Raw genomic sequence first — 13,243 nt, forward strand, 5'->3', positions numbered from 1 at the left:
CCGCGCGGGCTGAACATCACGTTGTAGTTCAGATCCTGCGACAGCGTCTCGTAAAGGCTGCGCGCCTTTTCATAGAGCGCGGCCGAGCTGTCTTGCAGGTAGTTTGAGCGGATGATCGTGGTGTTACGGCCCGTATTGCCGCCGCCAAGCCAACCTTTTTCGATGATCGCCACATTGGAGATGCCAAAGTTCTTACCAAGATAGTAGGCGGTCGCCAGACCATGCCCTCCGGCCCCGACGATGATGACATCGTATTTCTTTTTCGGCTCGGGGCTGCGCCAGGCGCGTTCCCAGCCGCTGTGAAAGCGCAGGGCCTCGCGGGCGATCGCAAATGCAGAATAGCGTTTCATCCAAGACTTCCAATTGTGGCGTTTTAAGTGATGTGCCTCATGAGCCAGAAATCGGCCCCAGTCAAACCGTCCCTTTTATGCCAAGTTGCGACATTGTGGCGGGATTTTACACTCCCCCTTTTTTGTGTGGCCCGACGAGGTTACATCAGAACCGGCAAAGATAGGAAAGAATGATGGAATTCTGGCTAATCGCGGGTCTGTTGGCCGTGGTCGTGACCGCCCTGCTGGGGCGCAGCCTGATGCGTGGGCAGGACACAGAACTGGATGCCGCGCCCTATGATGTTCAGGTGTATCGGGACCAGCTTGCAGAGGTGGACCGCGATCTGGCGCGTGGCGTTCTCAGCGAGAGCGATGCTGAGCGCACGCGAACCGAAGTCTCGCGTCGTCTGCTGGCAGCTGACAGCGCCGCATCTACGCATGCAGCAAAAGGCGCGCAGACCGGCGTGGCCACATGGGGCGGGCTGACGCTGGCCGCAATCCTTGTGACGGCAGGTGGTCTTGGCCTTTACGGATATCTGGGTCAGCCGCAAATGGGCGATATGCCCTTGTCTGAACGCCTTGAGGATGCGCGCGCGAGTGCAAGCGACAGGCTGTCTCAGGCGGATTTTGAAGCGCAGATTCCGGCTGATAATCCACCAGAGCCTGATCCAGATTTGTTGAACCTTGTTGAACAGTTACGAGACGTAGTTAAATCACGTCCGGACGATCTGCGAGGGTTTCAATTGCTGGCGCGGAACGAAGCTGCGTTGGGCAATTATACGCGTGCACATGTGGCACAGTCCCGGATCATCGAACTAAAGGGCGACGCGGTCACGACAAACGACTATCTGGCGCTTGCGGATTATTACATGATCGCGGCGCAAGGCTATATCTCGCCCGAGGCAGAGGCCGCCTTGGCCGAGGCATCACGGCGCGAGCCGCAGAATGGCTTCGCACGGTATTACACTGGCCTGCTGATGATGCAGACGGGCCGCCCGGATCTGACCTTCCGGTTCTGGCGCTCATTGTTGGAAGAAGGCCCTGAAAACGCGCCCTGGATCGCCCCTATCCGGGCCAACATCGAAGACCTCGCCTGGATCGCGGGGGTGCGCTATGACCCGCCTGCACCGCGCGGCCCCTCGGTCGCCGACATCGAAGCCGCCGAGTCGCTGACCGCGCAGGATCGTGCCGCAATGATCGAAGGCATGGTTTCAAGCCTGTCGGACCGGCTTGCCACAGAGGGTGGCTCTGCCGAGGAATGGGCGCAACTGATCACAGCACTCGGTGTTTTGGGACGCACGGGGGATGCACGTGATATCTGGACCGAGGCCCTGGACATCTTCAAAGCGGCCCCGGATAGCCTGTCTTTGATCAACACCGCAGCGGCCAATGCAGGGCTAACGGACAATTAAATGATACTTGAAGATCTCAGCAGCGACGCGTCGCATATTCCGCCTTTTCAAGCCCTGATGGGATTGGATCTGGGCACAAAAACCATCGGTGTGGCCGTATCAGACGGCATGCAATCCGTGGCGACGCCGCTTGAAACGGTCAAACGGAAACGTTTCACATTGGATGCAGAGCGTCTGCTTGAGATCATCAAGGATCGCAATGTCGGGGCCATCATTCTTGGCCTGCCCCTGAATATGGATGGCACCGAAGGACCACGCGTCCTATCCACACGTGCGTTTGCGCGCAATCTGGAAAAACTCACGCCATTGCCCATCACCTTTTGGGACGAACGCCTGTCGACGGTTGCCGCCGAGCGGGCTCTTCTTGAGGGCGATACGTCAAGAAAACGTCGCTCAGAGGTTATCGATCACGTCGCGGCGTCCTATATCCTTCAGGGTGTGTTGGACCGCTTGGGCCACCTAAGACGCGGATAGAATAGGAAGACGACGATGGACGAGAAGTCGCGGGTCTGGAGACGAAACGAAATCGACAGCCCCTGTATTCAGGTCTGTGTGATCCACCCGACAGAGCGGATCTGTACGGGATGCTACCGCTCGATCGACGAGATCGGGGCCTGGTCGAAATTCTCTGAAGACGAACGCAAAGAGATCATGGACGAGCTTCCAAACCGTGCACCACGGCTGAAAAAACGCCGAGGCGGACGCGCGGCCCGCCTCAAGTAATTTAACTTTCGCAACATTTGCGCAGCTTTTGGTTGCGCAAAATGACCGGTTTTCCGAAATTGTTTACAATATCGAACTAAACTCGCCTTTTACGCGACCATTGTCAGAACGGCATCATTCTCTAGGACAGAGATGTCAGACAGCGTCAGCGTGCTTCCAACTCCAGTAAGCCGCGCAACGATTTCGCCGTCTACGCGCACGATGGCATCACCCGCTTCTGCAGCAATTGACACGAACACCGTTGCGCCGTCAGGCACATTGATACCCAGCCGGTCTTCACCAGGCGTGAAATCCTCGATCAAGGGTGCTTCGGTCCCGTCCACATAAACACCGGTCAAAAACAGATCCGCATCGGCCCCGCCGTTGGCGATGTCTCCGCTGCCCATCGCAATGATGTCATTGCCGTCACCGCCTTCAAGGTAGTCCGCGTCAACGATATCATTCGCGTCCACGACGCCATCACGGGACGAGTCAAAAAAGCCGAACACAAGGTCATCGCCATCGCCACCGCGCAGGGTGTCTTCGCCCTGCCCGCCATCAAGGATGTCGTTGCCGTCATCGCCGGACAGGTCATCGTCACCAACACCGCCGTACAGAAAATCTTCGCCGTCGCCACCAGAAAGCTCGTCACTGCCACGCGCCGCAAGCAAGACATCGTTGCCTTCGCCGCCGATCAGCGTGTCGTCGCCGGTCCCGCCTCTGAGTTCGTCATTGCCGGCGCCACCGTCGAGAACATCCATGCCCCCGCCACCCAGCAACAGGTCGGTGCCAGCGCCGCCCGTCAGCATGTCGTCGCCTTCAGTTCCAATAACGCGTGTTGCATCCGCTTCCGGGCCGCTCCCGTCATCTGTGTCAGCGTCATCGTCGCTGCCAAAGTCAATGAATGCAGACAGGGTGGCACCAATGGCCAAGAGGCCAAGCAAGTAAAAAAGGCTCATGAGAATCCCTCAAATGAATAAATAGCGGTCGACGCAGGCTCACCGCACTTTCGCCTCATTCGCAAATTATTGTGGTTACTTACGCGGTTTTTGGAAACGAAAATGGGCGCGGGACAGAAGTGTCCTCAATCCGCGAACGCAATCTGGGCAAAATCGTTAAATATTAAATATTTAGAATGTGATCCAAGACTGAATCCCGCCAGCCATTTCCGGGCGGAAATAGGCGATCATGCGGCCCTCTGGATCGGCGCTCGCGCCCTGCCCCCAGGGGGCTACACCATGCAAGAGATGCCGGTGGATCACATAGGCCTCGCCCGGCTTTGCCGCGAGCTCCAAACGCGTGCAGCGATCAAAGACCTCGCGCCGTGCAGCTTTATATGGCTGTGCTATATCCACATTCGGCCAAGCATCCTGCGGATGATCCGCCAAAGCTTGGGCCAAGGCAGGTTGCATAATGTGATGACTGCCTTCCCAAAGCACCATCGGACTGGCCGCGGCATTGGCCGGGTTCAGTGGCAAACCCAGAATAAACTGGTGATACTCGTCGCACACCCGTGCGCTGGTCTCGCGGTTCAGCCGCAGCCCGTCGACATGGGCCGCGTCGCGCCGAAGCCGATAGCCAAATGCGGCCTCAGTCTCGCCTTCGCGGGGTTTCGGATACCCCTCTTTGATGATTGAAACCTGTGCGGGATGAAATGGCGGCAGTTCGTTGAACAGCCCCCGCAGCTTTGCCAGCAGCCCTTCGCCCAAGCCTATCCCGTCGATAGACCCATCCGCCGCGTTGTCCAGCGCATCAACGCCCACAAACCACGTGTTCTGACATTGCCACCAATAGGCATGTTTGGCGTCTTGAGCGGCGCGAAGACCTGCAACACGCGCCGCCGCAGCCCAAGCCGCGACATCCGCGTCAAAGGAAAAGCGCAGCCAGCCTTTTTTGTGAAACTGCGCGACAAGCGCGCCCTCAGAAGCCAAAACTGCGCCGCAACATGTTGATAGCCACCAGCACCAGGAACACCGCAAACACGCGTTTCAGCGGTTTTGGATCAAGGCTATGCGCCAGTTTCACGCCCCATGGGGCCGTGATCAGCGTCATGGCCACGATGATACCAAAAGCGATCAGATTGACTGCTCCGATGGTAAACGGAGGCCGCGACGCAGGATCGACCTCGAGCAATAGAAACCCGATAACCCCGGGCACCGCGATCACCAGACCAAAACCCGCGGCCGTCGCCACCGCGCGGTGGATCACGACATTATAAAGCGACATGAGCGGCACCCCAAAGCTGCCGCCGCCGATACCCATCAGAACAGACAGGAACCCGACAGTTGGACTGATCGCCGCGCGACGCGCGCCCACAGGCATAACTTGACCCAAACGCCACTCCGAGCGGCCAAAGCCCATGTAAAGCCCGACGATCATGGCCAAAACACCAAACACGCCCTGCAACACTTCGGAGCGTAGGTTTGAAGCGACCGCAACGCCAATTGCCGCGCCAACAGCAATCCCTGGCGCCCAGGTGCGCAAGATCTCCCAATCCACCGCGCCTTTCTTATTGTGGCTCAGCACAGAGCGCACAGAGGTCACAACAATCGTTGCCAGCGAAGTGGCCAAACAGACCTGCATAAGCTGCGGACCGTCATAGCCAAGGACTTGAAAGCTATAGAAAAACGCTGGCACCAAAACGATCCCGCCTCCAACACCCAAAAGCCCTGCCAAAACACCCGCAAAAGCCCCGATCGCCAGCAGAAAGGCCAAAAGCGGCAACAGTAAACTCATCTCGGGCATTTCATTCTCCTACTGTGGCGGTGGCCTGTTCGACATGGCGCAAGGCCTCTTGCACCAGCTCGGGGCCTGCGTTGGGTTTGCTGGCCCCTTCCGACAACACCCGCCGCCACAGACGCGCGCCCGGCCGCCCGGCAAACAGCCCGAGCATATGACGCGTCACCTGATGCAGTCGCCCACCGGAACTTAGGTGGCTTTCAATATAAGGCAACATCGCGCGCACCGCGTCCGCGGCCGTGATCTGATGAACGGTGCCATACATGCGGGTGTCGGCCTCGACAAGAATGTCTGCCGGATTATGATAGGCCGCGCGGCCAATCATCACGCCGTCCAGTCCGGCCTCAAGATGCAACAGTGCCTCGTCCAGCGTGGCGATGCCTCCGTTGATAGACAGATGCAGGTCCGGGAACTGTGCCTTCATTTGGTGGACCAGCGGATAGTCCAAGGGCGGAATATCGCGGTTTTCCTTTGGCGACAGGCCCTGCAACCACGCCTTGCGCGCATGGATCGTGAACCGCGTGATCCCACGTTTCGCAATTGTTTCAAGGAACTGCGGCAAGATCTGCTCGGGCGTCTGGTCATCCACGCCAATCCGACATTTTACTGTGACCTCGACATCCACCGCATCCTGCATCGCCGCAACACAGTCGGCAACCAAGTCCGGTTGCCGCATTAGCACAGCGCCAAAGGTGCCAGATTGCACGCGATCTGACGGGCAGCCTACGTTCAGGTTAATCTCATCATAGCCCGCCTGCGCGCCCAGCTTGGCGGCCTGCGCCAGCTCGGCCGGATCAGAGCCGCCCAACTGCAACGCCACCGGATGTTCTTCGTCCGAATAATCGAGCAGGTGCAAAGCCCCCCCCCGCACCAACGCAGGCGCTGTCACCATCTCGGTATAAAGCAGCGTCTCGCGCGACAGCAGACGGTGCAGGTACCGACAATGGCGGTCGGTCCAGTCCATCATGGGTGCCACGGACAGGCGGGCTGATTTTGCGAGGTCGGGTTGGGTCACGGTGCGGTGCCATTGGGTAGCGGGGTCGAGGTTTTGCAGTTACACCCACAGCGGTAGCCAGACAAGGGTGATCGGGGCGTCGGATCGAATCAAACACGCGGGCTTTGATCAGGGTGAGACCGGAATTGCGCCTCTTTCCGGTACAGTCGTCCTATTTTCCAGACACTGGCGCCAAAACTGGGACAAAGAATGCCCTAACCTTAACAGCAGGTTAAAACTGAAAGCTCACGTAACAGTCGCGGGTCTATTGTTTCCAAACCAGCCCTGAAACCGGAGCCGTTTCGTTAATCACACCGCATTGCGCGTTTCATTGTTCAGCAACGCGAAACAAAGCCCCAAGCGTGGCGTAGAAAATGTGGCGAAAATCGGGCGGAAACCTGTCCACAGGCGGGCAAACCGGCCCAGTTGAGTGTTTGGAAATCCGCCCCTCGCCCCTAGGCTACTCTCAAGGACGCACAAGCGCGATGTCGTCATAAGGGGATTTGACACATGCTCGCGCTGTTTTGGGACATCTCTGGTCCTGTGTTTGCAGTCACCTCAGACGGCTGAGGATTGGTGAAAGGTTGGCACTGGCATGAACGACAAGGACATCCGCGAAGGCGCCCCATGGCCCCCGATTTGTTTTGCAACTGGCACGCAGATCGCCACATGCAAAGGGACGCGCGCAATTGAAAGCCTGCACCCCGGCGACAAGGTCATCACGCGCGACAACGGCATTCAGGAGATCGCCTGGGTTGGGCACCGCGAATTCACGTCGATGGATCTGGACAACAATGCAGACCTGCGCCCTATTCTGATTAAGGCCGGTGCCTTGGGTCCGAATGCGCCTGACACCGATATTCTGGTCTCGCCCAATCACCGGATGCTGATCACCAACGACATCACGGCTCTGGTCTTTGATGAGCGCGAAACGCTGGTCGCCGCCAAGCATCTGCTGGGCAAAAAAGGTGTGTCACGTGTGAACTTGGGCGGCGTTGGCTATCACCACGTTCTGTTCGAGCACCACGAAGTCATCCTGGGCAATGGCGCGTGGTCAGAAAGTTTCCAGCCCGGAGACTACTCCCTGGGCACCCTGGACACGGCGCAGAAGGACGAAATCTTCAAAATCTTTCCAGAATTGCGCGAGCGCGAAACGCTGGGCATGTTCGTGTCCGCGCGCCGTACGTTGAACAAACGAGAAGCCGTGTTTCTGCGGACGCATTAACTTCACTATCCCCAACAGTGTCCTACGCGCCTTTCGGGGCGCGTTTTTTTTGCGCGCAGGTCGCGCACCTCAATTTGATTAAATTTTAATCATACGCGCATTTTTCACGCATCTTTTTCCCGCTACAGCAGCATTTTGCTTTTAATGCTTTGAAAAATTGCCAAGTTTTGGTCGGTATCTTTCGCTTTGCGTCAACCGCCAGAGGCCCACCATCCCGCTTGCAACCGCATATCCTGACGTCTCAACGTCCCGCGTGCCCCCTACTGCGATCGGTCCAGTGCCGCGCACGCAAGGCACGTTGGCCCTGTCCAGCAAATCTGTGGGCCGTGGTTCGGGTATTGACCGGTTCCGCACGTCCGGCGCGCTGAAGGCGCTGTTTCCACGTGGTCACGGGGTTCAGGCGATCATGATTAACACCTCGGGCGGTCTGACGGGCGGAGATCGACTATCGATCAAGGCAACCGCCGGTACGAACAGCCACATGACGCTGACAACACAGGCGGCAGAGCGCGCCTATCGCGCCAAAGACGGCCATGCGACCATGGACAGTCACCTGACGGTGGCCACAGGCGCATCGCTGCACTGGATGCCGCAAGAGCTGATCCTGTTTGACGGCGCCCGCCTGTACCGCAGCTTGCATGTCGCGCTTGAGGCCGACGCCAAATTCCTGATGGTCGAGCCAGTGATTTTCGGACGCACCGCCATGGGCGAAGTGCTGCGAGACGTTGAATTCAAAGACAAAATTCGGGTGAGCCGCGCAGGCTCCCCGTTATACTATGATGGCACACACCTTAGTGGGGATGTGGCCGCGCAACTCACCGGCCCAGCCGTCAGCGCGAAGGCTGGCGCGATGGTAAGCCTGCTGTATGTGGCCCCAGATGCGCAATCCCATCTACCAGCGGTGCGCGGCTTGCTGCCCCAGACCGGGGGCTCAACGCTCTTGGCTCCGGATGTGCTGGCGCTGCGGTGCGTGACCTCTGACAGCCACACTTTACGAACCTCGCTCTTGCCGATCCTCGATCGCCTATCCGGCGACGGGCTTCCTACGTCCTGGAGACTTTAGACACATGCAACTGACCCCTCGGGAAAAAGACAAACTACTGGTGGCCATGGCGGCAGAAGTCGCGCGCAAACGGCTGGCGCGTGGCGTCAAGCTGAACCACCCCGAAGCGATCGCCCTGATCACCGACGCGGTGGTCGAAGGCGCGCGCGACGGACGCTCTGTGGCTGACATGATGCAGGCTGGAGCCGAAGTGGTCAGCCGCGATCAATGCATGGACGGCGTCGCCGAGATGATCCCCGAGGTTCAGGTCGAGGCCACCTTTCCCGACGGCACGAAACTTGTGACCGTCCACGCCCCTATTCGTTGAGGAAACCAAAATGAAAACAATCACATACTCTACCTTTGCCATACTCTTTCTTGCAACACCCGCGCTGGCACACAGCGGCGCGCATCTGCATCCACATGGCTTTGAAGGCCTGACCATGGGGCTGGCTCTGATCGCTCTGGCGGGCGGGCTCGCTCTGGTGCGGGCAGGCAGTCGCAAATGATCCCGGGCGAGTTGATCCCCGCAGAGGGCACGTTGACCCTGAATGAAGGCGCCGATGTGTTAACCCTCATGGTCGCCAATACAGGGGATCGCCCCATTCAGGTCGGCAGCCACTATCATTTTGCCGAAACCAACCCCGGACTAGAGTTCGACCGCGTCGCCGCGCACGGCATGCGGCTGGACATCGCCGCTGGCACCGCCGTGCGGTTTGAGCCGGGACAAAGGCGAGACGTCAACCTGATCCCGATTTCGGGCAACCGGGTCGTCTATGGGTTCAATCAGCAGGTCATGGGGAAGCTCTAGGATGCCAGCAACCATCAAACGTTCCGACTATGCCGCTATGTTCGGCCCGACCGTTGGCGACAAGCTACGTCTTGCGGACACAGATCTTATCATCGAAGTGGAACGCGATCTGACCGGACCTTATGGCGAAGAGGTCAAGTTCGGCGGCGGTAAAGTCATTCGCGACGGCATGGGACAGGCCCAGACGACGCGCGCAGATGGCGCCGTTGATACCGTCATCACCAACGCGCTGATTGTGGATCACACAGGGATTTACAAGGCGGATGTGGGCCTGAAGAACGGTCGCATTCACAAGATCGGCAAAGCGGGCAATCCCGACACGCAACCGGGTGTCGATATCATCGTTGGACCCGGCACCGAGGCAATCGCGGGCGAAGGCCGGATTCTGACCGCGGGCGGTTTTGATTCACATATCCACTTCATCTGCCCGCAGCAAATCGAAGACGCGCTGCATTCCGGCCTGACAACCATGCTGGGCGGAGGCACCGGTCCAGCCCACGGTACTTTGGCCACCACCTGCACCCCCGGTGCCTGGCACATTGGTCGCATGATGCAGGCCGCAGATGCCTTTCCGATGAACCTTGCGTTTGCGGGCAAGGGCAATGCGTCACTGCCAGCGGCGCTTGAGGAACAGATCAACGCAGGTGCCTGTGCCATGAAGCTGCACGAGGATTGGGGAACCACTCCGGCGGCGATCGACTGTTGTCTGTCTATTGCCGATGACATGGACGTTCAGGTGATGATTCACACGGACACACTGAATGAAAGCGGCTTTGTCGAAAACACCGTGGCGGCCATGAAGGGGCGCACGATTCACGCCTTTCACACCGAGGGTGCAGGCGGCGGCCATGCCCCAGATATCATTAAGATATGCGGCGAAGAGCATGTGTTGCCTTCCTCGACCAATCCAACGCGGCCCTTCACGGTCAATACCATCGAAGAGCATCTGGACATGCTCATGGTCTGTCACCATCTGGACAAATCCATCCCAGAAGACGTGGCCTTTGCCGAAAGCCGCATCCGGCGCGAAACCATCGCCGCCGAAGACATTCTGCACGACATGGGGGCCTTTTCGATCATCGCCTCGGACAGTCAGGCCATGGGACGTGTGGGCGAAGTCATCATACGCACCTGGCAAACCGCTGATAAAATGAAGAAACAGCGCGGCAAACTGGCCGAAGAAACTGGTGACAACGACAACTTCCGTGTGCGCCGCTATGTGGCCAAATACACGATCAACCCCGCGATCGCCCACGGCATCAGCCACGAAATAGGCAGCATCGAAGAAGGCAAACGCGCGGATCTGGTGCTGTGGAACCCAGCTTTCTTTGGCGTCAAACCAGCGATGGTTCTGTTGGGCGGCACGATTGCCGCTGCGCAGATGGGCGATCCGAATGCCTCGATCCCGACGCCTCAGCCGGTCTATTCGCGACCCATGTGGGGCGCATACGGGCGGTCTGTGGAAAGATCAGCCGTGACCTTTGTGTCTGGCGCGGCCCAAAGCCTGAACATCAAAGAAAGCCTTGGTCTGGCCAAAGACACCGTTGCGGTTCAGAACACCCGAGACATCGGCAAATCAGCGCTGAAACTGAACACCGCCACGCCAGATATCGACGTGCACCCGGAAACCTACGAAGTGCGCGCAGACGGCGAGTTGTTGACATGCCAACCAGCGACCGAGTTACCTATGGCCCAGCGGTATTTCTTGTTCTGAGGTCTTTATGCGTTGTCTTCTGCCTGCCCTTCTCGCGGTCTCTCCTGCCATTGCTCTCGCCTGCCCGACAGAGGCGGATCTTGAGCGTGGCATTCTGCTCACCTATGCCTCTGGCGACACCGAGCTGATCACCCGCCAGCGCCCTGACGTGCTGGCGATGCGCTATACGGCGACGGATGGCTGGCAGTCCAACTTGCTGGTGGGCAAGGGCGTCTACACGTTGCAGAGCGTCGATCTGGAGAACGGTGAACCCGATCACAACACGCGGATCAACTATGCCTTTCCGGTCGCGCCAACAGAGCTGCCAAACCCTAAGGCTGGGCTTCAGTTCCTTCAAACCGTGATTGTCAGTTCATCCGGTGATTTTGAGGCGGAGACCCATGCCTATAGCTTCGCGGCGATCCCGGCTCAGACATTTGGCGACTGCACCTATGACGCCATCGAGGTAAAGATCGCCTATCAGGATCAGGACAATTGGGTCGACACGCTGGTGTATTTCCCGGCCCTCAAACTGTCTTATCTGGCTGCAAACGAATACGACGAGGACAGCGGGCGCACCTTGGATGTGTTTGAACTAGTGTCCCTCACGACCCCTTAACTTTGAAAGACAAGAGACGACCCCGTGTCCCAAAATATTGCACAGATCATCAGAACATCCGGCAGCTGGTCGGGCTCCGCTGGGACCATTTCGCTGGACTACGAGGGGCGTTTTTTTCGCCGCAAACTGCTGACCAGCACGGACGGCGAAAAGATCTTGGTGGATCTGCCCCAAACCACGTCGCTGAACCAAGGGGATGCGGTCGAACTTACAGATGGGCGGCTGATGGAAATCACTGCCGCGCCTGAACCGGTGTTGATCGTCACCGGCGAAAATCTGGCGCGCATCGGCTGGCATATCGGCAACCGCCATACACCCTGTCAGATCGAAGCGGATCGCCTGATCATTCTGGATGACCCGGTGATTGCGCATATGCTGGACCATGTCGGCGCGCGCTGCGTCAAGGCAACCCTGCCCTTCACTCCAGAGGGCGGCGCCTATGGTCACGGGCGCACGCACAGTCACGACCATGGCAATTCGGCCCATACTCACGACCACAGCCATGCCCACTGATCCACGCCTTCTGACGCTGACCCAATGGCTGTCGCCCAGCTATCCCATCGGGTCTTTCGCCTTCTCGCACGGGCTAGAGGCCGCGATCGCCGAGGGATGGATCACCGACGCCGACACATTGCAAACCTGGCTGGCAGGCGTATTGACCCAAGGTTCCGGCCGCAGTGATGCCATCCTGATCTGGACAGCCTATCGCGCAGATACGCCGGATACCGTGAACCAGATTGCCGAAGCGTTCTCGCCCTCTGCCGAGCGGCGGCGCGAAGCACAACGCCAGGGCGCTGCTTTTGCGCGGGCCACCTGCGACGTCTGGGGCATCGACCTGCCCGACCTTATGTTGCCCGTCGCACTCGGCCGCGCTGCAAAGCTTGTCGATCTGGACCCCGGCGACCTCGTGGCGCTTTACTTGCACAGCTTTGCGAGCAACCTGACACAAGCCGCCCAACGGCTGATGCCATTGGGTCAGACGGGTGCACAGTGTGTGCTGCATCACCTGACGCCCGTATGTGCCCAAATCGCCCATGACACCGAGCACAGCACGCTCGACGACATCCATTCCAACGCCTTCCTCAGCGACATCGCCGCGATGCGCCATGAGGGACTTGAACCAAGGCTCTTTCAATCATGACAACACTCAACGGCCCGCTCCGCATCGGCATCGGAGGCCCCGTCGGCGCAGGCAAAACCACCCTGACCGCACGGTTGGCTGAAACTCTCAAGACCCGGTACTCCATCGGCGTCATCACCAACGACATCTACACACAAGAAGACGCCGAGGCCCTGACCCGCCTGCAAATCCTGCCATCAGAGCGCATCATCGGCGTCGAAACCGGCGGCTGCCCGCACACCGCCATTCGCGAGGACGCGTCGATCAATCTTGCGGCGGTTGCCGAAATGCAGGCGCGGATCCCCGACGTCGAGGTCGTTTTGATTGAATCAGGTGGTGACAACCTATCCGCAACCTTCAGCCCGGAACTGGCGGATTTCACGCTCTACGTGATCGACGTGGCCGCAGGCGAAGAAATCCCGCGTAAGGGCGGGCCGGCCCTGACCCGCTCGGATTTGCTCATCATCAACAAAACCGACCTCGCGCCCTATGTCGGCGCATCCCTTGACGTCATGGACCGCGACGCCACCGCCCAACGCGGCGGCCGCCCCCACATC

18 protein-coding genes are annotated in these 13,243 nt (G+C 58.9%); 13 read left to right on the forward strand and 5 right to left on the reverse strand.

The annotated features are described in order from the left end of the window. Positions 1–350: FAD-dependent oxidoreductase (locus ACEQWH_RS08915; RefSeq protein ID WP_370229906.1), on the reverse strand; the 350-nt coding region annotated here is incomplete at its 3' end. Positions 351–523: 173 nt separating this feature from the next. Here ACEQWH_RS08915 and ccmI point away from each other — a divergent pair. The 3 genes from ccmI to ACEQWH_RS08930 are packed head-to-tail and all read left to right on the forward strand — an operon-like array spanning position 524 to position 2,464. After that, positions 524–1,741, forward strand: coding sequence for a c-type cytochrome biogenesis protein CcmI (gene ccmI, locus ACEQWH_RS08920; RefSeq protein WP_370229909.1), 1,218 nt, complete (start codon positions 524–526; stop codon positions 1,739–1,741). Continuing rightward, a complete protein-coding gene (gene ruvX, locus ACEQWH_RS08925; RefSeq protein WP_370229911.1) occupies positions 1,742–2,215 on the forward strand; it encodes a Holliday junction resolvase RuvX in 474 nt (157 codons plus the stop codon). Positions 2,216–2,230: 15 nt separating this feature from the next. Next, positions 2,231–2,464 carry a DUF1289 domain-containing protein gene (locus tag ACEQWH_RS08930; protein WP_370229913.1) on the forward strand — a complete coding sequence of 78 codons (234 nt, stop codon included), beginning with the start codon at positions 2,231–2,233 and terminating at the stop codon, positions 2,462–2,464. 89 nt (positions 2,465–2,553) lie between these two features. On the opposite strand, the gene ACEQWH_RS08935 is transcribed toward ACEQWH_RS08930, so the two are convergent. From ACEQWH_RS08935 to dusA, 4 genes are all read right to left on the reverse strand, one after another. Further along, positions 2,554–3,402 carry a calcium-binding protein gene (locus tag ACEQWH_RS08935; RefSeq protein ID WP_370229915.1) on the reverse strand — a complete coding sequence of 283 codons (849 nt, stop codon included), beginning with the start codon at positions 3,400–3,402 and terminating at the stop codon, positions 2,554–2,556. Between the two features lie 171 nt (positions 3,403–3,573). Next, positions 3,574–4,374: a hypothetical protein gene (locus ACEQWH_RS08940; protein ID WP_370229918.1), complete on the reverse strand. Its 801-nt coding sequence runs from the start codon at positions 4,372–4,374 to the stop codon at positions 3,574–3,576. Continuing rightward, complete coding sequence (locus tag ACEQWH_RS08945; RefSeq protein WP_370229920.1) at positions 4,364–5,188, reverse strand: sulfite exporter TauE/SafE family protein; 825 nt, start codon at positions 5,186–5,188, stop codon at positions 4,364–4,366. The genes ACEQWH_RS08940 and ACEQWH_RS08945 overlap by 11 nt, the downstream gene beginning before the upstream one ends. A gap of 1 nt (position 5,189) precedes the next feature. Next, positions 5,190–6,197 (reverse strand): tRNA dihydrouridine(20/20a) synthase DusA, encoded by a 1,008-nt coding sequence (gene dusA, locus ACEQWH_RS08950; protein WP_370229922.1) that lies wholly within the window; start codon positions 6,195–6,197, stop codon positions 5,190–5,192. Positions 6,198–6,771: 574 nt separating this feature from the next. Between dusA and ACEQWH_RS08955 the strand changes: the two genes are divergently transcribed. From ACEQWH_RS08955 to ureG, 10 genes are all read left to right on the forward strand, one after another. Continuing rightward, positions 6,772–7,401, forward strand: a complete 630-nt coding sequence (locus ACEQWH_RS08955) for a Hint domain-containing protein (RefSeq protein ID WP_370229925.1) — start codon at positions 6,772–6,774, stop codon at positions 7,399–7,401. A 277-nt stretch (positions 7,402–7,678) separates the two neighbouring features. Continuing rightward, positions 7,679–8,464 carry an urease accessory protein UreD gene (locus tag ACEQWH_RS08960; protein WP_370229927.1) on the forward strand — a complete coding sequence of 262 codons (786 nt, stop codon included), beginning with the start codon at positions 7,679–7,681 and terminating at the stop codon, positions 8,462–8,464. A 4-nt stretch (positions 8,465–8,468) separates the two neighbouring features. Next, the gene (locus ACEQWH_RS08965; protein ID WP_370229930.1) at positions 8,469–8,771 is read left to right on the forward strand and encodes an urease subunit gamma; all 303 of its coding nucleotides are present in this window, start codon (positions 8,469–8,471) and stop codon (positions 8,769–8,771) included. Positions 8,772–8,781: 10 nt separating this feature from the next. Further along, a complete protein-coding gene (locus tag ACEQWH_RS08970) occupies positions 8,782–8,952 on the forward strand; it encodes a hypothetical protein (RefSeq protein WP_370229933.1) in 171 nt (56 codons plus the stop codon). Continuing rightward, positions 8,949–9,254 carry an urease subunit beta gene (locus tag ACEQWH_RS08975; protein WP_370229935.1) on the forward strand — a complete coding sequence of 102 codons (306 nt, stop codon included), beginning with the start codon at positions 8,949–8,951 and terminating at the stop codon, positions 9,252–9,254. The genes ACEQWH_RS08970 and ACEQWH_RS08975 overlap by 4 nt, the downstream gene beginning before the upstream one ends. Position 9,255: 1 nt before the next feature. Further along, positions 9,256–10,968 carry an urease subunit alpha gene (gene ureC / locus ACEQWH_RS08980; RefSeq protein WP_370229937.1) on the forward strand — a complete coding sequence of 571 codons (1,713 nt, stop codon included), beginning with the start codon at positions 9,256–9,258 and terminating at the stop codon, positions 10,966–10,968. A gap of 7 nt (positions 10,969–10,975) precedes the next feature. Beyond that, positions 10,976–11,566, forward strand: coding sequence for a hypothetical protein (locus ACEQWH_RS08985; protein ID WP_370229939.1), 591 nt, complete (start codon positions 10,976–10,978; stop codon positions 11,564–11,566). A 24-nt stretch (positions 11,567–11,590) separates the two neighbouring features. Further along, on the forward strand, positions 11,591–12,079 hold the full coding sequence (locus ACEQWH_RS08990) for an urease accessory protein UreE (protein WP_370229941.1): 489 nt from the start codon (positions 11,591–11,593) through the stop codon (positions 12,077–12,079). Further along, the gene (locus tag ACEQWH_RS08995) at positions 12,069–12,707 is read left to right on the forward strand and encodes an urease accessory protein UreF (protein WP_370229943.1); all 639 of its coding nucleotides are present in this window, start codon (positions 12,069–12,071) and stop codon (positions 12,705–12,707) included. The genes ACEQWH_RS08990 and ACEQWH_RS08995 overlap by 11 nt, the downstream gene beginning before the upstream one ends. Continuing rightward, positions 12,704–13,243, forward strand: a 540-nt coding sequence (gene ureG, locus ACEQWH_RS09000; RefSeq protein ID WP_370229946.1) for an urease accessory protein UreG, incomplete at its 3' end; no start/stop codon positions are given. The genes ACEQWH_RS08995 and ureG, both read left to right, overlap by 4 nt.

Source organism: Cognatishimia sp. (assembly GCF_964229375.1).
Classification (GTDB): Bacteria; Pseudomonadota; Alphaproteobacteria; order Rhodobacterales; family Rhodobacteraceae; genus Cognatishimia.

Excerpts from the sequence above, each read along its gene's own strand:
- ACEQWH_RS08975 (WP_370229935.1), top strand. The coding sequence starts at position 8,949 with ATGATCCCGGGCGAGTTGATCCCCGCAGAGGGCACGTTGACCCTGAAT.
- ACEQWH_RS08970 (WP_370229933.1), top strand. The coding sequence starts at position 8,782 with ATGAAAACAATCACATACTCTACCTTTGCCATACTCTTTCTTGCAACA.
- ACEQWH_RS08935 (WP_370229915.1), bottom strand. The coding sequence starts at position 3,402 with ATGAGCCTTTTTTACTTGCTTGGCCTCTTGGCCATTGGTGCCACCCTG.
- ruvX (WP_370229911.1), top strand. The coding sequence starts at position 1,742 with ATGATACTTGAAGATCTCAGCAGCGACGCGTCGCATATTCCGCCTTTT.
- ccmI (WP_370229909.1), top strand. The coding sequence starts at position 524 with ATGGAATTCTGGCTAATCGCGGGTCTGTTGGCCGTGGTCGTGACCGCC.
- ureC (WP_370229937.1), top strand. The coding sequence starts at position 9,256 with ATGCCAGCAACCATCAAACGTTCCGACTATGCCGCTATGTTCGGCCCG.
- ACEQWH_RS08955 (WP_370229925.1), top strand. The coding sequence starts at position 6,772 with ATGAACGACAAGGACATCCGCGAAGGCGCCCCATGGCCCCCGATTTGT.
- ACEQWH_RS08965 (WP_370229930.1), top strand. The coding sequence starts at position 8,469 with ATGCAACTGACCCCTCGGGAAAAAGACAAACTACTGGTGGCCATGGCG.
- ACEQWH_RS08945 (WP_370229920.1), bottom strand. The coding sequence starts at position 5,188 with ATGCCCGAGATGAGTTTACTGTTGCCGCTTTTGGCCTTTCTGCTGGCG.
- ACEQWH_RS08985 (WP_370229939.1), top strand. The coding sequence starts at position 10,976 with ATGCGTTGTCTTCTGCCTGCCCTTCTCGCGGTCTCTCCTGCCATTGCT.
- ACEQWH_RS08995 (WP_370229943.1), top strand. The coding sequence starts at position 12,069 with ATGCCCACTGATCCACGCCTTCTGACGCTGACCCAATGGCTGTCGCCC.
- ACEQWH_RS08930 (WP_370229913.1), top strand. The coding sequence starts at position 2,231 with ATGGACGAGAAGTCGCGGGTCTGGAGACGAAACGAAATCGACAGCCCC.